21 protein-coding genes are annotated in these 24,765 nt (G+C 66.4%); 11 read left to right on the forward strand and 10 right to left on the reverse strand.

What is annotated here, in order from left to right:
- Positions 1-254: 254 nt before the first annotated feature.
- Positions 255-1,454, forward strand: coding sequence for an adenylate/guanylate cyclase domain-containing protein (locus tag BRADO_RS12870; protein ID WP_011925763.1), 1,200 nt, complete (start codon positions 255-257; stop codon positions 1,452-1,454).
- A gap of 131 nt (positions 1,455-1,585) precedes the next feature.
- Here BRADO_RS12870 and BRADO_RS12875 read toward each other — a convergent pair whose 3' ends face one another.
- The 4 genes from BRADO_RS12875 to BRADO_RS12890 form a co-directional block, all read right to left on the reverse strand.
- The gene (locus BRADO_RS12875) at positions 1,586-2,122 is read right to left on the reverse strand and encodes a hypothetical protein (RefSeq protein ID WP_011925764.1); all 537 of its coding nucleotides are present in this window, start codon (positions 2,120-2,122) and stop codon (positions 1,586-1,588) included.
- 169 nt (positions 2,123-2,291) lie between these two features.
- Complete coding sequence (locus BRADO_RS12880; protein WP_011925765.1) at positions 2,292-2,750, reverse strand: hypothetical protein; 459 nt, start codon at positions 2,748-2,750, stop codon at positions 2,292-2,294.
- 10 nt (positions 2,751-2,760) lie between these two features.
- Entirely contained in the window at positions 2,761-3,048 is a 288-nt protein-coding gene (locus BRADO_RS12885) for a DUF3303 domain-containing protein (RefSeq protein WP_011925766.1), read from the reverse strand.
- Positions 3,049-3,163: 115 nt separating this feature from the next.
- Entirely contained in the window at positions 3,164-4,828 is a 1,665-nt protein-coding gene (locus tag BRADO_RS12890) for a caspase family protein (protein ID WP_011925767.1), read from the reverse strand.
- Positions 4,829-5,005: 177 nt separating this feature from the next.
- On the opposite strand from BRADO_RS12890, the gene BRADO_RS12895 reads away from it, so the two are divergent.
- Positions 5,006-5,914, forward strand: coding sequence for an amino acid ABC transporter substrate-binding protein (locus BRADO_RS12895; protein ID WP_011925768.1), 909 nt, complete (start codon positions 5,006-5,008; stop codon positions 5,912-5,914).
- Between the two features lie 63 nt (positions 5,915-5,977).
- Here BRADO_RS12895 and BRADO_RS12900 read toward each other — a convergent pair whose 3' ends face one another.
- A complete protein-coding gene (locus BRADO_RS12900; RefSeq protein ID WP_011925769.1) occupies positions 5,978-6,268 on the reverse strand; it encodes a hypothetical protein in 291 nt (96 codons plus the stop codon).
- A 159-nt stretch (positions 6,269-6,427) separates the two neighbouring features.
- Complete coding sequence (ilvD, locus tag BRADO_RS12905; RefSeq protein WP_011925770.1) at positions 6,428-8,266, reverse strand: dihydroxy-acid dehydratase; 1,839 nt, start codon at positions 8,264-8,266, stop codon at positions 6,428-6,430.
- Positions 8,267-8,600: 334 nt separating this feature from the next.
- On the opposite strand from ilvD, the gene BRADO_RS12910 reads away from it, so the two are divergent.
- A complete protein-coding gene (locus BRADO_RS12910) occupies positions 8,601-8,957 on the forward strand; it encodes a copper resistance CopC family protein (RefSeq protein ID WP_011925771.1) in 357 nt (118 codons plus the stop codon).
- A 16-nt stretch (positions 8,958-8,973) separates the two neighbouring features.
- Positions 8,974-10,632: a copper resistance D family protein gene (locus BRADO_RS12915; protein ID WP_011925772.1), complete on the forward strand. Its 1,659-nt coding sequence runs from the start codon at positions 8,974-8,976 to the stop codon at positions 10,630-10,632.
- Positions 10,633-10,639: 7 nt separating this feature from the next.
- Here BRADO_RS12915 and BRADO_RS12920 read toward each other — a convergent pair whose 3' ends face one another.
- From BRADO_RS12920 to BRADO_RS12930, 3 genes are all read right to left on the reverse strand, one after another.
- A complete protein-coding gene (locus BRADO_RS12920) occupies positions 10,640-11,422 on the reverse strand; it encodes a hypothetical protein (RefSeq protein ID WP_011925773.1) in 783 nt (260 codons plus the stop codon).
- Positions 11,423-11,515: 93 nt separating this feature from the next.
- Positions 11,516-12,022, reverse strand: a complete 507-nt coding sequence (locus tag BRADO_RS12925; protein WP_011925774.1) for a DUF3455 domain-containing protein — start codon at positions 12,020-12,022, stop codon at positions 11,516-11,518.
- Between the two features lie 98 nt (positions 12,023-12,120).
- Complete coding sequence (locus BRADO_RS12930) at positions 12,121-13,335, reverse strand: NADP-dependent isocitrate dehydrogenase (RefSeq protein ID WP_011925775.1); 1,215 nt, start codon at positions 13,333-13,335, stop codon at positions 12,121-12,123.
- 306 nt (positions 13,336-13,641) lie between these two features.
- On the opposite strand from BRADO_RS12930, the gene BRADO_RS12935 reads away from it, so the two are divergent.
- The 7 genes from BRADO_RS12935 to BRADO_RS12970 all read left to right on the forward strand — a co-directional run bounded on the left by BRADO_RS12935 (position 13,642) and on the right by BRADO_RS12970 (position 23,722).
- A complete protein-coding gene (locus BRADO_RS12935; RefSeq protein ID WP_011925776.1) occupies positions 13,642-14,841 on the forward strand; it encodes a TrmJ/YjtD family RNA methyltransferase in 1,200 nt (399 codons plus the stop codon).
- A 486-nt stretch (positions 14,842-15,327) separates the two neighbouring features.
- Positions 15,328-16,167 carry a hypothetical protein gene (locus BRADO_RS12940; protein ID WP_157872557.1) on the forward strand — a complete coding sequence of 280 codons (840 nt, stop codon included), beginning with the start codon at positions 15,328-15,330 and terminating at the stop codon, positions 16,165-16,167.
- 264 nt (positions 16,168-16,431) lie between these two features.
- Positions 16,432-18,135 carry a C2 family cysteine protease gene (locus BRADO_RS12945; RefSeq protein WP_011925779.1) on the forward strand — a complete coding sequence of 568 codons (1,704 nt, stop codon included), beginning with the start codon at positions 16,432-16,434 and terminating at the stop codon, positions 18,133-18,135.
- Between the two features lie 522 nt (positions 18,136-18,657).
- Positions 18,658-20,772, forward strand: a complete 2,115-nt coding sequence (locus BRADO_RS12955; RefSeq protein WP_011925780.1) for a type I secretion system permease/ATPase — start codon at positions 18,658-18,660, stop codon at positions 20,770-20,772.
- A 10-nt stretch (positions 20,773-20,782) separates the two neighbouring features.
- Positions 20,783-22,201, forward strand: coding sequence for an HlyD family type I secretion periplasmic adaptor subunit (locus BRADO_RS12960; protein ID WP_011925781.1), 1,419 nt, complete (start codon positions 20,783-20,785; stop codon positions 22,199-22,201).
- Between the two features lie 146 nt (positions 22,202-22,347).
- The gene (locus BRADO_RS12965) at positions 22,348-23,469 is read left to right on the forward strand and encodes a DUF2336 domain-containing protein (RefSeq protein ID WP_011925782.1); all 1,122 of its coding nucleotides are present in this window, start codon (positions 22,348-22,350) and stop codon (positions 23,467-23,469) included.
- A gap of 28 nt (positions 23,470-23,497) precedes the next feature.
- Positions 23,498-23,722, forward strand: a complete 225-nt coding sequence (locus BRADO_RS12970; RefSeq protein ID WP_041756447.1) for a hypothetical protein — start codon at positions 23,498-23,500, stop codon at positions 23,720-23,722.
- Positions 23,723-23,978: 256 nt separating this feature from the next.
- On the opposite strand, the gene BRADO_RS12975 is transcribed toward BRADO_RS12970, so the two are convergent.
- The gene (locus tag BRADO_RS12975; RefSeq protein WP_041756449.1) at positions 23,979-24,656 is read right to left on the reverse strand and encodes a TetR/AcrR family transcriptional regulator; all 678 of its coding nucleotides are present in this window, start codon (positions 24,654-24,656) and stop codon (positions 23,979-23,981) included.
- Positions 24,657-24,765 lie beyond the last annotated feature (109 nt).

Genomic DNA, 24,765 nt, shown 5'->3' on the forward strand with positions numbered 1-24,765 from the left:
ACCGCCGGCGTGAAGACGGGCAATGCGGTCGTCCTTGGCCTGCGCGCGGTGGTGCACTTCTGAGGCGGTGCTTCCGGACGGGCGGATGGCTGTCATCCGCCCGTCACGACCAATCGCCAGCGCCAAATTGGCTGCCGCGCGAGCGGTCGGTCCTGCCTAGCCGGGCAGGGGCGTGCGGCGATCATGTCGATTGACTCTTCCGCACCGCGACACGACATCTCCGGGGATTGCGACCAAATGCCCAGGAGACCGCCATGACCGCAACACACACGCATCCCGCCGCCGGCCAGCGCCTGGGTGACGAGGTCGTGGACTGGCTGACCAATGGCACCCGCGACGAGCGCTTCATCGACAACATCTTCGGCCAGATGTGCGTCCGGCTGCAGCGCGCCGGCATTCCGGTGATGCGGGCGTCGCTGCATGTCCAGATCAACCATCCGCAATGGCTCGGCGCCCGCATCCTGTGGAGCGACGGCATGGAGGGAGCGGAAATCGCGCGGGTCGATTACGACGTGCGCGAGCGGTCGGAATATATCGGCAGCCCCGCCAGCGAGATCGTCGACGGCGCCGAGGAGATCCGGGAAAATCTCGCACGCGACCCGAAGCTCGGCCGCCAGCATGCGGTCTATGACGACATGCGCGCGATGGGCCTGACCGACTATGTCGCCTGGCCGATCTATCACACGCTCGGCAAGCGCCACATCGTCACGTTCGCGACCGACCGCCACGGCGGCTTCGATCATGTCCATATCGATGCGCTGCGCCGGCTGATCCCGGTCCTGGCGCTGGTGAGCGAGATTCGCATCAAGAACAGGCTGGCGCGGACGCTGCTCGAAACCTATGTCGGGCCGCATGCCGGCGAGATGGTGCTGGCCGGCGCGACGCGGCGCGGCAGCGGCGAGACCGTGCGCGCCGCGATCATGATCTGCGACCTCCGCGACTTCACGAAAATCTCGGACAACTGGCCGCGCGACGACGTCATCGATCTGCTCAACGGCTATTTCGATGCGATGGTCGAGCCGATTACCCAGCATGGCGGCGAGATTCTGAAATTCATCGGCGACGGCCTGCTGGCGATCTTTCCACTCAGCCATCCCGACGCCTGCGCCAATCTGCTGTACGCCGTGGCGGGCGCCAGGCAGGCGATGGCGGAGCTGAATGCGCGGCATGCCGAGAGCGGTCGCGCGCCGCTGCGCTATGGCATCGGCATCCATGTCGGCGACGTGATGTACGGCAACATCGGTTCGCGCACGCGGCTCGATTTCACGGTGATCGGGCCGGCGGTCAACATGGCCTCGCGCATGGAGGCGCTGACCAAGCAGGTCGGCCGTCCCGTGCTGATGTCGCGCGCCTTCGCCGAGCTCGTCGAGGGACCGTTCGCGCTCGAGCGTGTCGGTGAGTTTCCGGTCCGCGGCTTCAGCGACCCGATCGAGCTGTTCGCGTTCGAGGGGTAGGAGTTTTCCTTTCGTAGCCCGGATGAGCGCAGCGACATCCGGGATCGCACGAGCTGTTGCGATGAACCCGGATGTCGCTGCGCTCATCCGGGCTACGCAGATTGTCATCAGGGCGAAACAAGGTCGGCCTGTTACGGAGTGATCTCGGCGGGCGCGCCTTCCCAATCGATGACGTATTCGGTCTCGGATGTGGATTTGGCGGTCCACGTGCCGCGCAGATGCGCGCCAGCCAAGCCGCGCGTTCCCGCGGTCTGCTCCCAGGTGCCGACGGCGGTCCACTCCTGCTTGCCGTTCACCACGGTCGTGGTCTGCTGGCCGATATAGCTGTCCATCTGCACGCTCCCATCAGGATATTTGATGTGATCGTAGCCGCGTAGCGTGCCGTTGCCGCGCACGAGATCATCGAGCTCGACCATCACGACCTGACCGCCGTCGAAGCGGGCCGACGCGCCGGAGGCCCGACCATCGCATTTCGATCTCAGCAGAATGAGCTCGTGGGCGGGATCACCGTCCACCCGGTTCTTGTGCTCTTCGTCGTTCTTGCAGCTGAACCTGCCTCCGACGGGAGCTGCATCGCCGGCTTGTGCCGATGGCGAAGACATCGTGACGGACATCGTGGCAATCAGCGCGAGCGCGAGACTGCCCAGAGAGCGGATATGAGACGGCATGTGAACCTCCTGACACGGACCGACCGCGGTGTCCGGCGGGATGCGCCCTGTCGCGGCCGACCGCCGCACCGAGCCATGATGGGCCGGTTCGGACCAGGGCCATGGGACGAGCGGCAGGCCCGATGTGACCAGCAACTGCGCCCGGGGACGACAGGGCGGTATCGGATCATCAGCGGTGAAGGCGAAAGAACGAGCGATGGTCTGCAAGCGGTCTTTCGAGGGCGCGCTCGGCGGACGCGGCAATGCGGGACCGAAGCACGCAACTCGGCGCGCCGGCCGCCTCGTGCAAGGAACTCGTCAACTTCTTCGAAGCGGATGAGACGGTGATGCCGGCCACCAGCGCCGGTGTCGGCGCTTGCTTTCCGATCAAAGCATCGACCAAGGAGGCCACGAGAGCACGTTGGGCGCGAAGACCAGCAGTGCCGGCGCGACGAGGGCTCCTGCGACGTGGACCGCAGCCGTGGACCGGGGTGAGATTCCGCGCATGAGGGCGAACCTGCGTGAGCACCACCGCGATGACGATCGCGATCAGCAGCGCTCGCCAGGACGGCATCAAGACACCGATTGTATAAGAGATGAGGCAGACGGCGAGCATGTGCATCAGCATCTGCATCGGGTCTTCGAACATCCGTCCCCTCTCAGGCCTGATCCAGGAACGGCGCCACCACCTCGCGCGTCTCAGCGCTGGTCACGACGGGCACGATCTCGAAGGTCATGCCGGTGTCGCGGGCATTGGCGAGGATCCATTGCTGCAGCAGGCGCGCGTCGTCGCACTCCATCAGTTGGAAGCAGCGGTCGAAATTCGGCTCGATCCAGCTGCCGAGATATTTCAGGCCGTCGGGAAATGTGATGCCGGGGTCGCGGACGCGGCGATAGACGGGAATCGGATCGCAGTCCTTGAAACGTTCGATCACCATGAACAGCATGGGCGCGCCTCCGGGATGCTGGGACGCGCATTGTGAGCGGGTTTTCAATCCGTTTCCAGATCGTTCCAGTTGTCTCGCTCACAATGAAGCTGAGCGCTCCGGGCAGCGTCGCGGCTCACCGGCCCCCGGCCATCATCCGGCTGACGCAGTTGTTGAACGACATCGTGTCGCCGCCGGCACCATTGCGGCCGTACTCCCATGCGCCCGTGGCGGCATTGCAGCGGCCGCCGATCTGAATCGCGCAGCGCTGATTGATGCTGGTACAGCGGCCGCCGCTGCTGGCGCGCCGGGTCTCCGACTCGGAGCGCATCGCCATCGCGGGCTCCTTCTTTCGCGCCGGCTCCTCGGGCTTCTTGGTGACGGGCTCGCCCTTGCGCCTGACGCAGTCGCCATCCTCATCCAGCGCCTGACCCGCGGGACAGGTGATCTTGACGCAGGCCTCGTCCTCGGCGCGCTGGCCCTTGCCGCAGAGCAGGGGACAGATGCGTGATGTCTTCGCCTTCACGGCCCCCAGCGCATCGATACTCGCGACCTGGACGTCGAACCTGGTTCCGGCCTGCTTGTTGAAGCGCTCCAGCGCCCGGCGCGCATGGAGATCCCAAGTGCCGTCGTTGTCGGCGGTGCTGCAGCCGACGCGGCGCAGTTCCGCGGCGAGCAGGCGCGGCAGATCAGGCGGCGGCGCGGCCGTCGGCGTCGCGGGGGGAGGCTGTACCGCCGCGACCGCAGTCGGTGCGGAGGAGGGGGCCGGCTTCTCGGGCTGCTGGGCCGGATCGGGCGGGCTGCGCGTAACCTCGGGGGCCGCAGCCTCGGGGGCGCGCGCCAACTCGGCGGGCTTTGCGGCGGCGGTCGGCGACAGCTTGGCGCGCTGCGCCTTGGCGAGGGTGGCGTAGAAGCCGGTGGGGTATTTTTCGAGAAACGCGTCGAACGCCGCCGGGCTGCCGGCGCGTTCCGCCAGCTCGTAGTCGCGCCGCATCCCCGCGTCGGGATCGGTGGCCGCGCTCGGGGATGGTGCTGCCGGCACCAGCGCGACGTCGTTGCCGCCGAGCGAGCCGTAGACATAGGGCTCCTGCCGATAGCCGGTCGCCTTCAGCACGTCATCGCGGACGAAGCCGAAGGCCCGGCGCAGATCGAGGCCGGGCTTCGGCAGATGTGTGACCAGCGCCATCGCGTAGGGGCTGTTGCTGGCATCGCCGTCGGCGGCGGTCGAGCCGGCCTTGGCGGAGAACGCGATCATCGTGTTCGGGCTCGACGGCTCGACCTTGGCGAGTCCACGTCCGACGCTGCGCGAGGCGATGCTGCGCTTCATCGTCTTGGCGAACGGGTTGTCGCGGCAGGCGTCGAGCACGACGAGGCGCAGCTGCCTGGCGGGCTCGATCGCGAACAGCACGCGGTCCAGCGCGATCGCCTCGTCGAGCACGTCGCTGTCGGCCTCGAGCGAGGCGTCGGTCGGGATCAGGTAGTTGACGCCGTCGAGCTCGATGCCGTGGCCGGCGTAGTAGATCACGGCCACCTCCGCCTCGCGCGCCCGCGCGCCGAATTCGCGCAAGGCACGGCGCATCTCCTGCACGCCGAGATCCAGCCTGACATCGACGCGCTCGAAGCCGGCGTTGCGGAACATGTCGCCGACGAGCTTCGCATCATTGGCGGGGTTCGATAGCCGGGCGACGGTCTTGTAGGTTGAATTGCCGATCACCAGCGCGACCCGCTTCTCGGCCAGCGCGGCCGTGCTGCTGCCCAGCAGCAGCAGCATGAGAACTAAGAGGTAGCGCAATGCCGACATTGGTTTCCCGGACAATACCCACGGTCGAGGCTGTGACACACTATCCAGCCATGTCGGCCACGCAAGGTGCGCGGACAGGCTCGCGGCGCCGGCCTCTGCCGTCTCGGCAGCGATCAGTGTCCCCTGGCGCGGTCCTTGCTTCCGTGATGGAACTCACATCTAGCGGAAGAGAACCGTATGAAGACCTCACGTCTCCTCGCGTATGCCCTGTTCGCCACGATGCTGGCGGCGCCCGCGCTTGCGGAGGACCTCACCGGCACCTTGCAGAAGGTCAAGGAGACCGGCACGATCACGATCGGCTACCGCGAAACCTCGCTGCCGTTCTCCTATATCGACGACAACCAGAAACCACTCGGCTTCGCGCTCGACATCTGCGGCAAGATCGTCGACGAGATCAAGGCGACGCTGAAGCTCGACAAGCTCGAGGTCAAGCTGACGCCGGTGTCGTCTGCGACGCGCATTCCGCTGATGGCTAACGGCACCATCGATCTCGAATGCGCCTCGACCACCAACAATCTCGAGCGGCAGCGGCTGGTGTCGTTCTCCCACACCTATTTCCTCACTGCCAGCCGCTATGTCGCCAAGGCGGCGAGCGGGCTGAAGACGATCGACGATCTCAAGGGCAAGACGGTGGCCTCGACGTCGGGCACCAGCAACATCAAGCAGCTCTACGAGGCCAACACGGCCCGCCAGCTCGGCCTGAACATCGTTGCCGCCAAGGACAATGCCGAGGGCTTCCTGATGGTCGAGAACGGCCGCGCCGACGCCTATGTCATGGACGACATCCTGCTCGCGGGCCTCGTCGCCAGCGCCAAGGCGCCGTCGGACTACGCGATCTCGACCGACCAGTTCTCGATGCCCGAGCCCTACGGCATCATGCTGCGCAAGGATGATCCGGCCTTCAAGACGGTCGTCGACCGCGCCACGGCGAAGCTCTACACCAGCCCCGAGATCGCGACGCTGTACGCGAAATGGTTCATGACCCCGGTGCCGCCCAAGGGCGTGAACTTCAACTTCCCGATGACGGCGGTGCTGCAGAAGGCGTTCGCGCAGCCGAACGACAGCGGCGATCCGAAGGCGTATTGAGTGCGCAAAACCAAGGACGGCGTTAAGGGATCGCCTGACGCCGTCTGGTCTATCGGGCTTCGATCATGGATCTGGAAAGCGGCAAGCGGTCGCCCTCATGTGGTTCGCTTGGGTGGTCGCGTCGGCGTCATAGATGTACAGCGTTACGGGACAACGTTGCTGGTTGGCCCAGTCAATCGCCTCTCGAAGCGAGATGCCACATCTGATGTCGTAGTCGACGACCAAATTTGGATGGGCGTCCTCGGCCTGATCGGAGTCGCGACAGCTGTTGTCATGTTCGATGGCCTCGACGATTGCGTCGATATGTTTCCAGCGGTAGGGACGGTGCCTACGATCAATAATGTTCCAGATCATCCGGGTGAACCGGCGTGATCGCCGGCCTGCTGTTTCACAATGCCCCGATCCGTACGTATTGACGGGCTCCGCCATAGATCAGGATCTAAGACTTCGCTGAGGTGAGACCCGGCCGTTGGCGGCCGGGTCTATGAACCATTAAGAGGGTTGGTTGGTTACCTACTTCACCACCCGCACCGCGCCCTTGGCGGCACTTGACGCAAATGCAGCATAGGCCTTGAGCGCGGTCGAGACCTTGCGGGCGCGGGTCTTCGGCTTCCAGGCCTGATCGCCCTTCGCCTCCATCGCGGCGCGGCGCTTGGCGAGTTCCTCGTCTGACACGGCGAGATGGATGGTGCGGTTGGGGATGTCGATCTCGATACGATCGCCGTCCTGCACCAGGCCGATGAGACCGCCTTCGGCGGCTTCTGGCGAGACGTGGCCGATCGACAGGCCCGAGGTGCCGCCGGAGAAGCGGCCGTCGGTGATCAGCGCGCAGGCCTTGCCGAGGCCCTTCGACTTCAGATAGCTGGTCGGATACAGCATCTCCTGCATGCCTGGGCCGCCGCGCGGGCCTTCATAGATGATGACGACGATGTCGCCGGCCTTGATCTTGTTGGTGAGGATCGCTTCGACCGCCGCGTCCTGGCTCTCCATCACCCGCGCGGGGCCTGCGAATTTCAGGATCGAGGCATCAACGCCGGCGGTCTTCACGATGCAGCCGTCGAGCGCGATGTTGCCGGTCAGCACGGCCAAGCCGCCATCCTTGGAATAGGCGTGGTCGAGGTCGCGGATGCAGCCTGTCTGCCGGTCGAGATCGAGCTCCTGGTAGCGGCGGTCCTGGCTGAAGGCGACCTGGGTCGGCACGCCGCCGGGGGCGGCCATGTAGAAGTTCTTCACGCTCTCGCTGGAGGTCTGGCGGATGTCCCAGCGCTCCAGCGCTGCCGCGAGCGAGGCCGAATGCACGCTCGGCAACTCCGTGTGCAGCAGGCCGGCGCGGGCGAGCTCGCCGAGGATGCCCATCACGCCGCCGGCGCGATGCACGTCCTCCATGTGCACGTCGGCTACCGCGGGCGCGACCTTGCACAGGCAGGGCACCTTGCGCGACAGCCGGTCAATATCGGTCATCGTGAACGGGATCTCGCCCTCATGCGCGGCGGCGAGCAGATGCAGCACGGTGTTGGTCGAGCCGCCCATCGCGATGTCCATGCTCATCGCGTTCTCGAACGCCTTGAAGTTGGCGATCGAACGCGGCAGCACGCTCGCATCGTCCTGCTCGTAGTAGCGGCGGGCGAGATCGACGATCAGGTGACCGGCCTCGACGAACAGGCCCTTGCGGTCGGCATGCGTCGCCAGCACCGAGCCATTGCCGGGCAGCGACAGGCCGAGTGCCTCGGTCAGGCAGTTCATCGAGTTGGCGGTGAACATGCCGGAGCAGGAGCCGCAGGTCGGGCAGGCCGAGCGCTCCATCACCTCGACGTCGGCATCCGACACCTTGTCGTCGGCGGCCACGATCATCGCGTCGATCAGGTCGACCTTGCGCAGCTTGCCCTCGATGTTGACCTTGCCGGCCTCCATCGGGCCGCCCGAGACGAACACCGCGGGAATATTCAGCCGCATCGCGGCCATCAGCATGCCCGGGGTGATCTTGTCGCAGTTGGAGATGCAGACCATGGCGTCGGCGCAATGCGCGTTGACCATGTATTCCGTGCTGTCGGCGATCAGCTCGCGCGACGGCAGGCTGTAGAGCATGCCGTCATGGCCCATCGCGATGCCGTCGTCGACCGCGATGGTGTTGAACTCCTTCGCGACGCCGCCGGCCTTCTCGATCTCGCGCGCGACCAGCTGGCCGAGATCCTTGAGATGGACATGGCCGGGGACGAACTGGGTGAAGGAGTTGACGACGGCGATGATCGGCTTGCCGAAATCCTCGTTGGTCATGCCGGTGGCGCGCCACAGGCCGCGGGCGCCGGCCATGTTGCGGCCATGGGTGGAGGTGCGGGAGCGATAGGCGGGCATGACGGGTTCCTTGAGACGTTCCTCGGGAGCGGCAATGTTGGGTCCGGCGGACGGGGCGGCGGGCCGCGCCGGCCGGACCGGCGGCAAAGATTTCGGAGGCATACAGCGAAGTCCTTGACGATTCGATCCTAAATTTCGCCGCAGCGGGAATGCGGGACGGGCAGGGCAGGTGCCTGAGGGCTACACGCCAAAGTGGCTGTCCACAGCGGCGCTCACGGCATTGTGGTGAGGTGTGGAACGGGCGGCTGCCCTAGATTAGAACGGAATCGTTCTTTTCCGGGCGCAGCTCTTGCTTACGGGATGCTGTGCATCCTCAGATGTCGGCAATCATCCCATGCTCGCCCTGCGACTTCGCCTCCTGGCGCCCCTGGCCATCCTCGCCTTGCCCGGCGCCGCCTCGGCCCACGCCATCATCGTGTCCTCGCAGCCCGCCGCCGGCGCGACCATCGACAAGGACGCGCTCGCGATCCGGCTGCGCTTCAACAGTCGCATCGATCACGCCCGCTCGCGGCTGAAACTGAAAGCGCCCGATGGCGCCGAGCTGGCGCTGACGCCGGTCGCGGATGCGCCGGCCGACGAGATCGATGCGCAAGCCGCCGCGCTCAGCCCGGGTGCCTGGCACCTGCAATGGCAGGTGCTCAGCGTCGACGGCCACATCACCCGTGGCGACATCCCGTTCAACGTGCGCTAGCCGTCGTTCTCTCGTCATGGCGCTGTTCCTCGACATCTTCGGCTATCTCTCGGTGGTGCTGCGCGGGCTGACGCTGCTGGCACAGTCGTTCACGCTCGGCGGACTGGCGTTCCAACTGCTGCTGATGCGGCCGCTGCAGACGAAGCTGTCGGCGGTGGCGCTGGTGGTGGGGAAGCGCGCCCAGCGATTTCTGCGGTGGAGCGCGCTCGGCTGGTGCGCGGTCGTCGCAGCTTCGCTCGCCGTCAACATGGCCGCGCTGACCGGGACGCTCGACCTGTCCTGGCGCGAGGCGGCCGGCGCCGACTTCGCCCGCTCGGGCTTCGCCGTTGCCGCCTGCGCGCTGGGCATCGCCGCGCTGGCGCGGACCGGCACCTGGGTCGGCGGCCGCGCGGCAGCGCTGGTGGCGCTTGCAGGGCTGGCGCTGGCGATGCAGCTCAATCTCACCCACGCCGCGAGCCGGCTCGACGTGCGCTGGCCGCTGCTGGTGGCGGACTTCCTGCACATGCTCGGAGCCGGCGTGTGGATCGGCGGCCTGCCGTATTTCCTGATGGCGCTCAACGGCTGCACGGCGGAGGCCGACCAGCGGCTGATCGGAAGGCGCTATTCGCTGATGTCGATGGCCTCGGTCGCGGCGATCGTGACCGGCGGCGCCCTCATGGCGATCGCCTATCTCGGCTCGTTCGAGGCGATCTACGGCACGGCCTATGGCGTGATGACCGCGGCCAAGGTCGCGATGCTGCTGATGCTGCTCGCGCTCGGCGCAGGCAACTTCTTCGCCGTCGAGCGCCTGCGGCGGCGCGATCCGTCAACGCCATTGTTGCGGATGAAGCGCTTCGTCGAGGTCGAGCTCGGCATCGGACTGACGGTGCTGCTGACCGCGGGCTCGCTGACCTCGCTGCCGCCCGGCAGCGACCTCAGCCAGGACCGGTTGAGCTGGTCGGAGATCGTCGAGCGCGCCGCGCCGCAATGGCCGCGGCTGACGAGCCCCTCGGTCGATCAGCTGACGATCTCGCAGCTGCAGGCGAAAATCGATGCCGCAGACGCCCAGCGCGTGACCGCGCCGCCGGCCTATGTGCCGGGCGAGGGCGTGATCCTGCCGCGCAGCGCCGCCGATATCGCCTGGTCGGAATACAACCATCATTGGGCAGGGATCTTCGTCTTGCTGATCGGCGTGCTCGCGCTGATCGAACGCTTTTCGTGGGGCAGGTGGGCGCGGCACTGGCCGCTGCTGTTCCTGGTGATGGCGGCGTTCCTGTTCCTGCGCGCCGACGAGATGGCCTGGCCGCTCGGACCGATCGGCTTCTGGGCGTCGTGGCGCGATCCCGAAGTGGCGCAGCACCGGCTGTTCGTGGTGCTGATCATCCTGTTCGGCCTGTTCGAATGGCGGGTGCGGCTGCGCGGGCAGGAGGCGGGCCGCGCCGCACTGGTGTTTCCGCTGACGGTCGCCGCCGGCGGCGCGCTGCTGCTGACGCATTCGCACGCCATCGCCAACGTCAAGGACCAGCTGCTGATCGAGATGAGCCACACGCCGCTGGCGCTCTGCGGCATCACCGCCGGCTGGGCGCGCTGGCTGGAGCTGCGCATGGACGGCAGGATCAGCCGCGCCGCGGCCTGGGTGTGGCCGGTGGCGTTCGTGTTGGTCGGGCTGATCCTGCTCGATTATCGCGAGGCCTGACGCGCGCTCAGCTTCCACGAGCCTCGCCGGCGTCGGGCCACAGGATCTCGATGTGCTCGTTGTTGAAGTCGGGATCGTCCTCGCTGCCCCTCTGCCAGCAGGTCATGCCCTGTGGCAGCGTGCTCATCCGGATCGGCTGGCCATCGGGCACCCGGCCGCCGAACGCGAGCAGGTCGATGAAGCGGTTGACGAGGTCGATGATGGCGGGGCGGTGCTCGGGGCGCACGTTGTGAATGCTGACGTCCGGACGGCCGAACTTGCGCATCCCGCGGGTGTGGAACCACGCGGTGCCATCCTTTTCCGGCGAGACGAAGGTGACGACGTGGTGCCGTGGTGTGCAATGTCCGACGCCGAAGGCGTGGGTGCGCCAGTCCGCCGGGCTCCACCATTTGAGGATTTGCGGATCGTAGATCGCGACGCCGCCGGCATCGAGGCAGAAGGTCAGGAGCCCGATCAGGTCACGAAAATAGCTCAGCGATGGCGGATCGGCGACGTCGCCCCGGATGACGAGGCAGAAATCCTGGGCGGCGACCACCGCAGCCAGATCAGGATCCTGTGCGACAAGCCTGCCCCAGCCATAGCCGGTGCGAAATTGTGACACCACCATGGGCTGGACGGTGGGGCCATAGCCGGTGAGATCGATGCCATCGGGAAGGCCGCGCGACCGATAGGCACTGCGGGAGAACGGGCGGTCGATGTCCACCCAGCCATAGACCACATAGAAGACGAAGGGGTTCTTGCCGCCCTTGACGTAATGCGGGCGCGGCCAGTCGACGAGCGGCGACGTCATCCACCATCCTCCGTGGCATCAGGCGAGGCGTGCGTCGCGGACGCGCCCCGGCCTCTGCTTTGAAATTTCCGGGCGAGGCGCTGTCCCATCGGCTCACTCCTTGCGCAGGAAGACGTAGTCCGCGGCATAGGCGACGCTGCGCAGCTGCCCCGCGGTGTCGCAGGCGCCCTCGAGCTTGCCGCCCGCGGTGTTGATCCGCTGCACCGTGGTGACCTCGGACAGCACGCCTTGGCCGCCGCGGTGGGAGACGACGGCGAGCTTCAGCCAGGGAATGTCGCTGTCCGTGGCGCCGACCGCGGTGCCGACCACCCGGCCGCCGACGATCGAGCCGTCCTGGTGCTCCCAGCTCGGGCCGGCAAAGTGGCGGCCGACGGTCTTGCCGTCCGCGAACAGCGTGGCGATCGGCTCGCGGAAGCCCCAGGCGAGCTTGCCATCCTTGTCCGTCTTGCATTCGTAGACCTGGGCGCCCTCGGCGTGCAGCGTCAGCGCCGGCTTCTCGCCGGCAGCGATCAGGGCGTCGGGAATCGCGGTCTCGGCCGCCCGGGCCTGAACCGTCAGGACACCCAGCAGCAACAGCGACAGCGTCGGGATCTCGCGCATGTTCAATTCCTCAAATGACAGCAGAAAACGAAAACGGGCCGCGCTTGTGGCGCAGCCCGTAGTAAATTGGCAAAACCAGAAGGCGAAAGTGGGGAGGCTTACGCCGCCATCGCCTTGGTGAGGTTCTCGGCGATCTTGTCGAGGAAGCCGGTGGTCGACAGCCAGCGCTGGTCAGCGCCGACCAGGAGCGCGAGGTCCTTGGTCATGTAGCCGGCCTCGACGGTGTCGACGCAGACCTTCTCCAGGGTGGAGGCGAACTTGGCGAGCTCGGCATTGTTGTCGAGCTTGGCGCGGTGCGACAGGCCGCGGGTCCAGGCGAAGATCGAGGCGATCGAGTTGGTCGAGGTCTCCTTGCCCTTCTGGTGCTCGCGGAAGTGGCGGGTCACCGTGCCGTGGGCGGCCTCGGCCTCCACCGTGTTGCCGTCCGGGGTCAGCAGCACCGAGGTCATCAAGCCGAGCGAGCCGTAGCCCTGCGCCACCGTGTCGGACTGCACGTCGCCGTCATAGTTCTTACAGGCCCAGACATAGCCGCCCGACCACTTCAGCGCCGCGGCGACCATGTCGTCGATCAGGCGGTGCTCATAGGTGATCTTCTTGGCCTCGAACTTGTCCTTGAACTCCTTGTCGTAGACCTCCTGGAACAGGTCCTTGAAGCGGCCGTCATACACCTTGAGGATGGTGTTCTTGGTCGACAGGTACACCGAGTAGTTCTTGGCCAGGCCCATGTTGAACGAGGCGCGGGCGAAATCGACGATCGAGTCATCGAGATTGTACATCTCCATCGCGATGCCCGGACCCGGCGCCTTGAATACCTCGCGCTCGATCACGGTGCCGTCCTCGCCGACGAACTTCATCGACAGGGTGCCCTTGCCGGGGAATTTGAAGTCGGTGGCGCGGTACTGGTCGCCATAGGCGTGGCGGCCGATGATGATCGGCTTGGTCCAGCCGGGGACGAGGCGCGGCACGTTCTTGCAGATGATCGGCTCGCGGAACACGACGCCGCCAAGGATGTTGCGGATGGTGCCATTCGGCGACTTCCACATCTCCTTGAGGCCGAACTCCTTCACGCGGGCTTCGTCGGGGGTGATGGTGGCGCACTTCACGCCGACGCCGACCTTCTTGATCGCGTTGGCGGCATCGATCGTGATTTGGTCGTTGGTCTTGTCGCGGCTCTCCATCCCCAGGTCGTAATACTGCAGATCGATCTCAAGGAACGGGTTGATCAGCTTGTCCTTGATGTACTGCCAGATGATCCGGGTCATCTCGTCGCCGTCGAGCTCGACGACCGGATTGGTCACCTTGATTTTTGCCATGATCGATGGGGCCTTCTTGGGAACAGCGCGCCAGGAATGGAAAGCGCTTGTGAAATCAAGCGCGTCATAGCACTGCTGCACCGCGGGCGGAAGCGCACCCGGTATGCGCACGGTGCTGATTTTCGCGCCCCGCTCATGCAGCAGGCGATGACCCCGGGGGACGGCTCCCGGCCATTGCGCACGAACTGCAAAATTTGGGCTTAAGCCGATTATTTTGCTTGAGAATTCTCGCCAGCCGGGCCAACGGAGCGGGCGGGGCGCGCGCATGTTCGCGCCTCACGCGACATAGAAGGTGAGGACAGTCCCGTGTCGGGCACCGACAAGACCAAGGCAGGCGTGGAGATCGCAGGACCGGTGGTGATCCTGGTCGAGCCGCAGCTCGGCGAGAACATCGGCATGGCCGCGCGCGCCATGGGCAATTTCGCGCTGACCGAGCTGCGCCTGGTCAATCCCCGCGACGGCTGGCCGAACATCGCGGCCCAACGGGCGGCGGCCGGCGCCGACCACATCATCGACCACGTCCGGTTGTTCGAGACCCTGCCGGAGGCGATCGCCGACCTCGACCTGGTGTTCGCGACGACAGCCCGCTCCCACGATCAGGCCAAGCCGGTGATGGGGCCGGAGGCGGCGGCGCGGGAGATGCAGGGCCAGATCGCCAGTGGCGGCCGCGCCGGCATCCTGTTCGGCCGTGAGCGGTCGGGCCTGACCAATGAGGAGGTCGCCCGCGCCAACCGGATCATCACCTATCCGGTCAATCCGGGCTTCGCCTCGCTGAACCTCGCCCAGGCCGTGCTGCTGATGGGCTATGAATGGTTCAAGCTGGTGACCTCGGGCGCGTTGCCGTTCGCGATGCCCGAGCGCTCGGAGCGCGCGACCCAGGAGCAGATGGAGGCGTTCTTCGAGAACCTCGTCCGCGAGCTCGACCGTGTGGAATTCCTGCGCCCGGCCGAGAAGCGCGAGACCATGCTGGTGAACCTGCGCAACATCTTCTTCCGCATGGAGCCGACGAAGCAGGACATGCACACGCTGCACGGCGTGGTCATGGCGATCGCCGAGGGGCGCAAGGGCCCGGCCAAGGGCGGCGTGCTCGACAGCACCCAGGCGACGCGGCTGCGCGCGCTGATCGCCGAGCAGGGCACCGTCGCCAACCTGCCGGACTCGCGCGGCTCGCTGCGCGGCCTGGCGCGGCTGCTCCGCCGCAACCCGACCGACGCCGAGCGCGCGCTGTGGCACGCGCTGTCGCGCGACCGCCGCTTCGCCGGCCAGTTCAAGCGCCAGACCCCGGTCGGCCGCCATATCCCGGACTTCGTCTCCTTCATCCACCGCCTGGCCATCGAGCTGGTCGGCACTGATGAGAGCAAAGGCGTGGTCGCCGATCGCGCCCAGCGCAAGGCGTGGCTGGAGAGCCGCGACTATCGCGTGACCGAGGTGAAGGCGGCGGATGTCGAGGCCAATCTGGAGGCCGAGCTGGCCCGGCTGCACGGGATGATTGCCGAGACCAAGTAGCTGATCACCGCGCATGCCGCGTGACGTTGTCGGGCCGGATCATGCTTGATATCCTTGATCGGAGGTCAGGAAGGGCAGACTGTGGCAAAGCTTGCGCGGCGAACTACTTCGCGGGAGAGCTCGCGCTGAGCGACAACGATTCGGAGCGCGCCGCTCGATTGCTTGCGAATGCCGCCAGAATCTGTCCGGACAGCTTCGTTGGACTGGCGCCGGCGCGTGCGGATCTCCGTGCGCTCAACACGACGCCATGACCGACCCGCGCTGTGTCGTTGATCGCAGGCGATCGTGAGCCAAACCCTGGGATCGAGGCCGTCGAAGACGGCGGCCGCCACTGACAAAGCGGGCAGGATGAGCGCGTGCTGCTGCCAAATTCGCGAGGCCGTTAACACCGGCGCAACGATGATCCGTGAATGCAATTGCAGATTGTGGTTCCTCTGACCGGCATTGGTAACATCGCCGCATCAAAATAATACCAGGGGGACACACATGGCATTGCGACGATGGGTCTTGCTCACGGGTCAGGCGCTGATCATCGGTCTCGTCTTCAATTCGTCAGCGAACGCTGCGCCGAAACACGCGGCGCGGTGCACAAGCAGCGCGGACGTCGATGCGCGCATCGCCGGCTGCACGGTGGCGATCGAGCAAGGCAGGTCGGCGGCCGCGCAACTGGCCAAAGCTCATATGACGCGCGCCGGCGCGTATTTTCACAAGGGCGACCTCGACCACGCCATCGAGGACTACAAGCGGGTGATCGCCGCGGCCTCGACCGATCCTCTCGCTGCCTATAACCGCCTGACGCCTGATCGGCGTAGCAACGAGCCATTGGTGCTCTCCGGCTCGGACCGGGCATCACGGCGTGACAACGATCGTGCACTTGCCTATCGCGGACTGGCGGTCGCGAGCTATCAGGCCGGCCTGCTGGAGCAATCGCAGGACAGCTTCAGGCGGCTCGGTGCGGTCGATCCCGGTGATGCCGAAGCGGCCCTGTGGCTTGATCTGGCGCGCCGGCGTGCAGGGCTCGCGAGCGAACTCGCAAGCCAGGCGAGGCGGCTCGACATGCGCCAATGGCCGGCGCCGCTGTTGCGTCTGTTTCTTGGGCAGGAAACGATCGATGCCGTGCTTGCGGCGGCCGACCGCGGCGGGGGCGCGACGCGCAGGCTGCGGCGTTGCGAGGCAAGCTTCTTCGCCGGCGAATTGATGCTGCAGCAGAACCGTGAGGCGGCGGCCATCCGGTTGATCGACCAGGCCCTCGCAGAATGCCCACTCGGGTCCGACATGCGATCCGTTGCCAGTGCGGACGCCCGCGTTCTCAGCGTCGTGCCCTGATCTTCATCGAACAGCCCCGGTGCGCGGGTGGTCACGCGCGCCGGTCATTGCGAACCGGGATCCGTACTAATACGGCCTCAGTATCATCGTCCGCCGATCAGTAGATTAATACCGATCAGACGGCCGTGGGATACAGCTGATCGGGACAAATTTTTAAAATTCGAACGGATCGCTCAGCTTTGCCGCAACGGCTGATGCGAACGATGGGAGCCCGATCGCGACGACGATCACTCACGAGCCATCGTTCACGGAGAGCCTCGACCAATGCCGATCCAGCCGCAGGGCCTACGCAAGCCGCAGACCGACCAGACCAGCGACCAGACCGGCGTGTTCGAGACCGACAGCTGGCTCACGCCCGACCTGACCCAGCTCTGGCTGGCCACCCAGGCCCCGGTCGCCGCGCCGGCCGCGGCACCCGCCTCGGATCCGTCTGAGGCGATCGCGATCTATGGCAATTTCTGCAGCGTCGCCGCGACGGTGACCACCGCGCCGAGCTCGACGTCGAGCGGGAGCACGGTGACCTCCACCTCGACGGTCACCGCCACATCCACGACCAAGACGCCGGTGCCGTCCTGGGTCAACACATTGACCAACGCCGCGATCAAGGCCGACATGACGGCGGCCATCACCAATGGCACGGTGACCTATGCAGGCCTGCTGAAAGTCTTCACCGACATCGACGCATCGCTGGCCGCGACCAAGACCAAGCTGAGCGCCAGCCAGTTCGCCGATCTGAAGACGATCGCCGCCAACCTCAACAACGGCGTCTCGACCTCGAGCTACCTGACCTACATCACCCAGGCCTTCGTCAACGGCAACGCCGCCAACGCCACCTGGACCGGCGGCGCCGCCAGCTCCGTCGCGCTCGGCAATCTCGCGTCGGGCTCGACCGAGCTGCAATTTGCCGAGCTGATCGGCAAGTGGTTCCTCGGCACCGACCTGCCGTCGTCGAAGGTCATCCTCGGCAGCACGCAGTTCTCGGTGTCCTATTCGAACTCGACCAAGGCGCTGTTCGGTGCGAGCGGCGCCAGCATGAGCGATATCAACCAGGGCTACCTGGGCGACTGCTATTTGCTCGCGGGCCTCGCCGAGGTCGCCTACAAGGAGCAGTCGGTCATCTCCTCGATGTTCACGGCCAACGGCAACAACACCTATGGCGTGCGCTTCTACGTCAACGGCACGGCGCGCTACGTCACCGTCAACACCTCGCTCGCCAATGGCGGCACCATCTTCAACAATGGCGGCAACGCGATCTGGGCGAGCCTGGCCGAGAAGGCCTATGCGGAGCTGCAGGCGAGCGGCGTCTACACCGGCAATTCCATTAATTACGGTAATTCCTACACCACGATCGGCAATGGCGGCGCGCCCGAGATCGCGCTCGAGGCGATCACCGGCGCCAGCCAGATCACCGACTTCCGCGCCATGGGCGGCTCATGGGGCAAGGTGGTCTACAATTCCTCCTTCGGCGTGACCAGCTACACCACCGGCAACGCGACCTCGGGCGTGCTGGCGACGATCGCGGCGAGCCTCGCCGCCGGCGACGACGTCATCCTGTCGTCCTACACCAACGCCAAGGATGCGACCGGCAAGACCACGCTGGTCGCCAGCCACGCGATGTCGATCTACGGCTACAACAGCGCCAACGGCATGCTGCAGGTCCGCAATCCCTGGGGCTCGGCGGCCGGCCAGTACTGGCAGACGACGTTCGAGGTCAGCCTCGCCACGTTGCTCGCGGCCGGCGACACGATCACGATCGACAATGTCGGCGATGCGAAAAAGGTGGCGGCGGCGACCACCACGACGTCGTCGGGCCTGAAGCTCACCTCCGACGTCAACGATCTCGCCGGCGCTGCCTCGGGCTTCGTCCAGGCGATCGCCTCGCTCACCGACGGCGGTTCGTCGAACGTGGCGTTCACGCAGGGCCTCGCCTCGCAGCAGCACACGCTGGCGATGCCGATGGCGGCGTGACGACATCCGGAGGGGCGATCGGTCCACCCTCTCTCTGAGAGCAGGTTGCTCATGGTGCCGCGTGCGGCGATCGGCGCCAAACCCTGATAGTGAGGCGCGTCGCCCTTGCGACGCATCTCGAACCATGAGGCCCCGGCCGGTGGCCTCGCCCTTCGAGACGCCCGCCTCCGGCGGGCTCCTCAGGGTGAGGGTCTGCAGTCTGCACAGGGCGACAGCTCGTTTGCTGCGCCGCCTCGGAGCCCGCCCCCGTAGCCCGGATGAGCGTAACCCGACGCCTCTTTGGCGTCGGCGATAGCGACATCCGGTGTTCACCGGCGACAGCGCGTGAGAACCCGGATGTCGCGTCCGGCTCCGCCCTCGCGGGCTTTGGCTTCCGCTCATCCGGGCTACGATTCTGCCCGCGCGCCCCGGCGCAGCGCGGGTCCGCGTGCATCCTCCGTTAAGCATCCGAGTTAACGCCATGCGAACGCGGGTTCCGGAGGGTGTCGGCGGGGACTTCGGACCAAGAGGCGGGATCAGTCGATGCAGGCGTGTACGGATCAGGGCGCATGGGCGCTGGCGCTGTCATTGCACCTGCTCGGCATCGTCGCCGATCCCGGCCGCATCCAGCACGAGGCCGGCCGCAGCGATGCGCTCTCGGTCGACGATCTCCTGCGCGCCACCGCGCGCTTTCCCGTCAAGGCCAGGCTCATCAGCTCGAAGGTCGCGCGGCTGAAGTCCACGCCGCTGCCGACCATGGCCGTGCTGAAGGACGGCTTCGCCGTGATCGGCAAGGTGACCGAGACGGGCGTGCTGATCCAGGGGCTGAACGATGCCGGACCGCGCCTGCTGAGCTTTCCCGAGTTCGAGGCGATCTGGTCCGGACAACTCATCCTGATCGCCAAGCGCGCGGAGCTCTCCGACACCGCACGCCGTTTCAATTTCAGCTGGTTCGTCGGAGCAATCGGCAAGTATCGCCGCATCCTGATCGAGGTGCTGCTGGCCTCGTTCGTGATCCAGCTGTTCGGCCTCGCGACCCCGATGATCTTCCAGGTCGTGATCGACAAGGTGCTGGTGCATCGCGGCCTGTCGACTTTGGAGGTGATGGTCGCGGGGCTCGCGCTGATCGCGCTGTTCGAGGCGGTGCTGTCGGGCCTTCGCACCTATCTGTTCACCCACACCTCGAACCGCATCGACGTCGAGCTCGGTGCGCGGCTGTTCCGGCACCTGATGCGGCTGCCGCTGGCCTATTTCGAGAGCCGCCGCGTCGGCGACAGCGTCGCGCGGGTGCGCGAGCTCGAGACGATCCGGCAATTCATCACCTCGTCCTCGATCACGCTGGTGCTCGATCTCGCTTTTGCCGCGGTCTTCATCGGCGTGATGTTCCTGTACAGCTCCACGCTTGCGTGGATCGTGTGTGCGACCCTACCGGTCTATGCGCTGCTGTCGCTCGCGACGACGCCGGCGTTCCGCGCACGGCTCGACGAGAAATTCCGGCGCGGCGCCGAGAACCAAGCCTTCCTGGTCGAGAGCGTTACCGGCGTCGAGACCATCAAGGCGATGGCGGTCGAGCCGCTGATGCAGCGGCGATGGGAGGAGCAGCTCGCGAGCTATGTCGGCGCCTCGTTCCAGGCTTCGCAGATCGGCAACTGGGCGAGCCAGGCGGCGAGCCTGCTCAACAAAGGCGTCGGCGCGCTGACGCTCTTCGTGGGCGCAGGGCTCGTGATCGCCAACAGGATGACGGTCGGCGAGCTCGTCGCCTTCAACATGCTGGCCAATCAGGTGTCGGGTCCGGTGCTGCGCCTGGTCCAGGTCTGGCAGGACTTCCATCAGGTGCGGCTGTCGGTCGAGCGGCTCGGCGACATCCTCAACACGCCAGTCGAAGCGCAGAGTGGTGGCGCCGAGCAGAACCTGCCGCCGCTCGAGGGCGCCATCGAGTTCGAGCGTGTGACCTTCCGCTACGCCCTCAAAACCCAGCCGGTGCTGCGCGAGGTCTCGCTCAGGATCGGGGCAGGGCAGGTGGTCGGCATCGTCGGGCCGTCCGGCTCGGGCAAGAGCACCATCGCCAAGCTGGCGCAGCGGCTGTACCAGCCGGAAGCGGGCCGCGTGCTGGTCGACGGCGTCGACACCGCGGTGCTCGATCCCTCATGGCTGCGGCGGCAGATCGGCGTGGTGCTGCAGGAGAACGTCCTGTTCAACCGCTCGGTGCGCGACAACATCGCGCTCGCAGATCCCGCGCTGCCGATGGAGCGGATCGTCGAGGCGGCCAAGCTTGCCGGCGCGCACGAGTTCATCTGCCGGATGCCACAAGGCTATGACACGGTGATCGGCGAGCGGGGCGTGTCGCTGTCCGGCGGCCAGCGCCAGCGCATCGCGATCGCGCGCGCACTGGTCGGCGATCCCCGCATCCTCATTTTCGACGAGGCGACCTCGGCGCTCGACTACGAGTCCGAGAGCATCATCCAGGCCAACATGCGCGATATCGTCCGTGGCCGCACCGTGCTGATCATCGCGCACCGGCTATCGACCGTGCGCAAAGCCGATCGCATCCTGACGATCGAGAGCGGCGTCATAGTCGAGGACGGGACCCACGAGCAGCTGGTCGCCGGGGGCGGCCGTTATGCGACCCTGCACCGGATCCAGTCCGCGGGCCGCTGAGGAGAGGGCGATGAGCACATCTGCAAATCACTTGCGTGGCTTCTCGTTCGGCGGCAACACGTCGGAGCGCGAGTTCCTGCCGGCGGCGTTGGAGATCACGGAGACGCCGCCCAACCCGCTCGGACGCATCACCGCGCTGGCACTATGCACGGTGACATTTGCGGCGCTCGGCTGGGCGGTGTTCGGCAAGGTCGACATCGTCGCGGTCGCCAGCGGCAAGGTGATTTCGCATACCCGCACCCAGGTGGTGCAGCCGTTCGAGACGGCGAGCGTCAAGGCCGTGCTGGTACAGCCCGGTCAGCGCGTGCGCGCCGGCGACGCGCTGATCGAGCTCGACAGGACCGCCGTGACGGCGGAGGCCGACCGGGCCCGCAGCGATCTGATCGCGAGCCTGCTCGACGAAGTCCGGCTGGCGGCCTTCCTGGATGGCGTGAAGAACGGACCGTTCGATCTGGTGGCCGGCGCCGAGCCGCTCGATCGCGCCCGTGCCCAGGCGCAGCTCACGGCGCAGCTGGCGATGCGCGCCAGCCAGCTGGCGGCGCTGGCGCAGGAGCGCGCCCAACATGTTGCCGAGCGCGAGGCGCTGCAACAGACGGTCGCGAAATACGAGCAGACCCTGCCGATGGTGACGCAGCGCGCCGATATCCGCACCAAGGCGAGCGAGATCGGCAACGCCTCGATCATCGCGCTGCTTGAGAGCCAGCAGCTGCTGGTCGAGACCCGCTCGGAGCTCGAGATCAACAAGGCGAAAATCGTTGCGCTCGATGCCACCATCGCCGGGCTCGATCAGAAGATCGCGGCGACGGAGGCCGAGATCCGCGACAAGGCGATGCGCGATCTCGCCACCGCGCGCGAGCGCGCCCGCGCCGCCGGCGAAGCGCTGACCAAGGCGGCGCGGCGCGCCGAGCTGCAGACCTTGCGCGCGCCGATCGACGGCACGGTGCAGCAGATGCACATCGCGGCCGCCGGCGCCGTGGTAACGCCGGCGCAGCAGCTGCTGTCCGTCGTGCCCGATGACGACAGGATCGAGGTCGAGGCCGTGGTCGAGAACCGCGACGTCGGCTTCGTCGAGGCCGGCCAGCGCGTCGAGCTCAAGGTCGATGCCTTCCCGTTCACGCGCTACGGCCTGCTGGGCGGCAAGGTGACCTCGGTTGACCGCGACGCGGAGGCCGCGCCGGTCAATCCCCAGGGCGTGCAGGGCGCCGAGCGGCAGGCGGACCAGACCGACCGCGTCGAGGCCAGCGAGCGGCTGCGCTACATGGTGCACATCGCGCTCGACCGCGCGACGCTGGACGTCGACGGCCGTGCCGCGGCGCTGGTGCCGGGCATGTCGGTGAAGGCCGAGATCCTGACCGGCAAGCGCCGCATCATCGACTTCCTGCTAGCGCCGCTCAGCGAGCACGTCCACGACGCCATGCGCGAGCGCTGAGGCACGCGCGGCATCGTTAACAGGCTTTTGCGCATTTGAGCAAAAACGCACCGTCAAATCCGCGCGCGCACGCTTACGGAACGCTGGCGTTCGGAAGGTAAGTTCCCGGCATTGCTTTCCCCATTGCGGTGTCGTGGCTTTTCATCATGAACGAGACGAAATCAGTATTGCGCGACCTGGAAGACGCGATTGCGCGGGGCACGGCCGACAGCCGCGAGCGGGCGCTGTGGCACGCGACCGATCTCCTGCTCGCCGGCCGCTATTGCGAGGAGGAGATCGCGACGTTCGGCGAGGTGATCAGCCGGCTCGCCGACGAGATCGAGGTCGAGGCCCGCGCCAAGCTCGCAGACCGCCTTGCGAGAATCGAATATTCACCGGCCAGCGTCATCCGCAAGCTCGCCTTCGACGACGAGATCTGGGTCGCCGGACCGGTGCTGCGTGAGTCCGAGCGGCTCGACGATGCGGCGCTGGTCGAGACTGCCAGCACCAAGAGCCAGGCCCATCTGCTCGCGATCGCCGAGCGCAAGACCTTGAGCCCGGCGGTGACGGACGTCCTGGCGACGCACGGCGATCGCGCCGTCGCCACCGCCGTCGCGCGCAATCATGGTGCGCGATTCTCCGGGGCCGGCTTCCTCCACATGGTGAAGCGCGCCGAGAACGATTCCATCCTCGCCGAGCATCTCGGCAGGCGTCTGGACATTCCGCGGCACCTGTTCCAGCAGCTGATCGCCAAAGCCTCCGACGACGTGGGCAAGCGGCTGGCCAGCGAGCGCCCGGAGCTGCTCGGGGAAATCGAGAGCTCGGTGGCCAACATCGCCGGCGATCTGCAGTCGAAGTTCGGGCCCGGCTCGCGCAACTACTTCGTCGCCAAGCGCACCGTGACGATCCAGCACCGCCTTGGTAATCTGCACGAGAGCACGATTGCTGGCTATGCAACGGCACACAAGGTCGACGAGGTCACGATCGGCCTGTCGCTGCTGTCCGGCCTGCCGGTCGATGTCGTCGACCGCGCGCTGTTCGACCGCAACCGCGAAATGCTGCTGATGCTCGCGAAGGCGCTCGGCTTCTCCTGGGACACCATGATGGCGCTGGCCTTCCTCGGCGCCCGCGAGCACAAGATCACCGCCGGCGAGCTGGACGAACTGGAGCGGGATTATGCGAGGCTGCAGACCCAGACCTCCCGTAGCGTGCTCGAATTCTACCAGTCACGAAAGAACGCGGGGAAGGCGGCCGTGTCCGCGCATGCGCCCCGTGCCGCGGCGCATTGAGGATTGCTGCGAGAAGAGGTGATCGCGGATGAATGGCTTGGGACTTCATCTCCACGGCGCCCAGCGCCTGGACGGCCGAAATGCCGCGGTGGATCGAGCCGCCATCGATGCCGCGTGGCACGTCCTCGAAGCCGCCAATGAGCTCGGTGACGATGCCACCGTCGCCGCCTGCCGCCGCATCATCGATGCGAGCCTCAATGGTGCAAGCGCGGATATGGCGGATATGCAACGCGTGGCGGATTATTTTCGGTAGGTCTCGCAGCGTGGTCCAACTGAGCGCTTAGCGGCAGGACGAGTCCTAGGGATCGCGATTCGCGCGTCGCCACGATTCACGCAAGCAAGGCACGATCTCTCCTCGTCATTTCGAGCGCAGCGAAGCAATCCAGGGTGGTGAGCGGAACTCTGGATTGCTTCGCTGCGCTCGCAATGACGCGCGGAAATAGCTCTCCTCAAACGAAGAGCTCGCAGACCAGATACAAGCGTAAGGTAACGACGACGATCGGATTGGCTCACACCGCCGCCAGCTGCGGATCGGCTTTTCCAGCGCGCCTGACCTTCTGCTTCGCCGGCTCGAACAGCGCGCTCGCCGCGATGCCGGCCGTGTCCGCGACCTCCGGATTGCGCGACACCATCGCGGCGACGATGGCGCCGTCGATCAGCAGCGCCAGCTGATGCGCAAAACTCTCCGGCTCGACCGCACCCATCTCGCGCGCCAGCTTCTCGATATGCGCCAGCACCACCTTCTTGTGGCGCATCGCGATGCTGCGGAACTGCTTCTGATCCTTGTCGTGCTCGCCGACCGCATTGATGAAAGGGCAACCGTAGAACCGCTCCTCGCTGAACCAGCTCTTCAGCGCCGGAAAGATGCGCGCGAGCTTGGTCTCGGCATCGCCGCCGCCGCTCTCCATCGCGCCGATGAACCATTCCCGCCACTGCCTGCCTTCGCTCTCGAGCACGGCGGTGACGAGCGCGGTCTTCGATCCGAACAGCTTGTAGAGCGTGGTTTTCGCCGTGCCGGCCTCGCTGATGATGGCGTCGATGCCGGTCGCGTTGATGCCGTTCTTGCAGAAGAGGTGCGTCGCCGCGCCGAGCAGGCGGCCGCGCGCGGATTCATCATCTCCCGCGGCGATCGGCCGCGCGATCGCCTGCGTCTTCCCCGTCTGTTTGCCCGCAGCTGACTTGCCCATCGATCTGCCCATGGGCGCAAGCTTAATCGCTGTGCGCGTGAGTCAGCAAGGCCGCTGATGCTGATGCGGCGGCGCTGCGCTCAATTTCATCGCTGATAGCAGCATTGTG

Origin of the sequence: Bradyrhizobium sp. ORS 278 (assembly GCF_000026145.1) — a bacterium.
GTDB lineage: Bacteria > Pseudomonadota > Alphaproteobacteria > Rhizobiales > Xanthobacteraceae > Bradyrhizobium.

What these genes read in the sequence shown, in the direction of transcription:
- BRADO_RS12870 (WP_011925763.1), top strand. Translation starts at nt 255, where the DNA reads ATGACCGCAACACACACGCATCCCGCCGCCGGCCAGCGCCTGGGTGAC.
- BRADO_RS12875 (WP_011925764.1), bottom strand. Translation starts at nt 2,122, where the DNA reads ATGCCGTCTCATATCCGCTCTCTGGGCAGTCTCGCGCTCGCGCTGATT.
- BRADO_RS12880 (WP_011925765.1), bottom strand. Translation starts at nt 2,750, where the DNA reads ATGTTCGAAGACCCGATGCAGATGCTGATGCACATGCTCGCCGTCTGC.
- BRADO_RS12885 (WP_011925766.1), bottom strand. Translation starts at nt 3,048, where the DNA reads ATGCTGTTCATGGTGATCGAACGTTTCAAGGACTGCGATCCGATTCCC.
- BRADO_RS12890 (WP_011925767.1), bottom strand. Translation starts at nt 4,828, where the DNA reads ATGTCGGCATTGCGCTACCTCTTAGTTCTCATGCTGCTGCTGCTGGGC.
- BRADO_RS12895 (WP_011925768.1), top strand. Translation starts at nt 5,006, where the DNA reads ATGAAGACCTCACGTCTCCTCGCGTATGCCCTGTTCGCCACGATGCTG.
- BRADO_RS12900 (WP_011925769.1), bottom strand. Translation starts at nt 6,268, where the DNA reads ATGATCTGGAACATTATTGATCGTAGGCACCGTCCCTACCGCTGGAAA.
- ilvD (WP_011925770.1), bottom strand. Translation starts at nt 8,266, where the DNA reads ATGCCCGCCTATCGCTCCCGCACCTCCACCCATGGCCGCAACATGGCC.
- BRADO_RS12910 (WP_011925771.1), top strand. Translation starts at nt 8,601, where the DNA reads ATGCTCGCCCTGCGACTTCGCCTCCTGGCGCCCCTGGCCATCCTCGCC.
- BRADO_RS12915 (WP_011925772.1), top strand. Translation starts at nt 8,974, where the DNA reads ATGGCGCTGTTCCTCGACATCTTCGGCTATCTCTCGGTGGTGCTGCGC.
- BRADO_RS12920 (WP_011925773.1), bottom strand. Translation starts at nt 11,422, where the DNA reads ATGACGTCGCCGCTCGTCGACTGGCCGCGCCCGCATTACGTCAAGGGC.
- BRADO_RS12925 (WP_011925774.1), bottom strand. Translation starts at nt 12,022, where the DNA reads ATGCGCGAGATCCCGACGCTGTCGCTGTTGCTGCTGGGTGTCCTGACG.
- BRADO_RS12930 (WP_011925775.1), bottom strand. Translation starts at nt 13,335, where the DNA reads ATGGCAAAAATCAAGGTGACCAATCCGGTCGTCGAGCTCGACGGCGAC.
- BRADO_RS12940 (WP_157872557.1), top strand. Translation starts at nt 15,328, where the DNA reads ATGGCATTGCGACGATGGGTCTTGCTCACGGGTCAGGCGCTGATCATC.
- BRADO_RS12945 (WP_011925779.1), top strand. Translation starts at nt 16,432, where the DNA reads ATGCCGATCCAGCCGCAGGGCCTACGCAAGCCGCAGACCGACCAGACC.
- BRADO_RS12955 (WP_011925780.1), top strand. Translation starts at nt 18,658, where the DNA reads ATGCAGGCGTGTACGGATCAGGGCGCATGGGCGCTGGCGCTGTCATTG.
- BRADO_RS12960 (WP_011925781.1), top strand. Translation starts at nt 20,783, where the DNA reads ATGAGCACATCTGCAAATCACTTGCGTGGCTTCTCGTTCGGCGGCAAC.
- BRADO_RS12965 (WP_011925782.1), top strand. Translation starts at nt 22,348, where the DNA reads ATGAACGAGACGAAATCAGTATTGCGCGACCTGGAAGACGCGATTGCG.
- BRADO_RS12970 (WP_041756447.1), top strand. Translation starts at nt 23,498, where the DNA reads ATGAATGGCTTGGGACTTCATCTCCACGGCGCCCAGCGCCTGGACGGC.
- BRADO_RS12975 (WP_041756449.1), bottom strand. Translation starts at nt 24,656, where the DNA reads ATGGGCAAGTCAGCTGCGGGCAAACAGACGGGGAAGACGCAGGCGATC.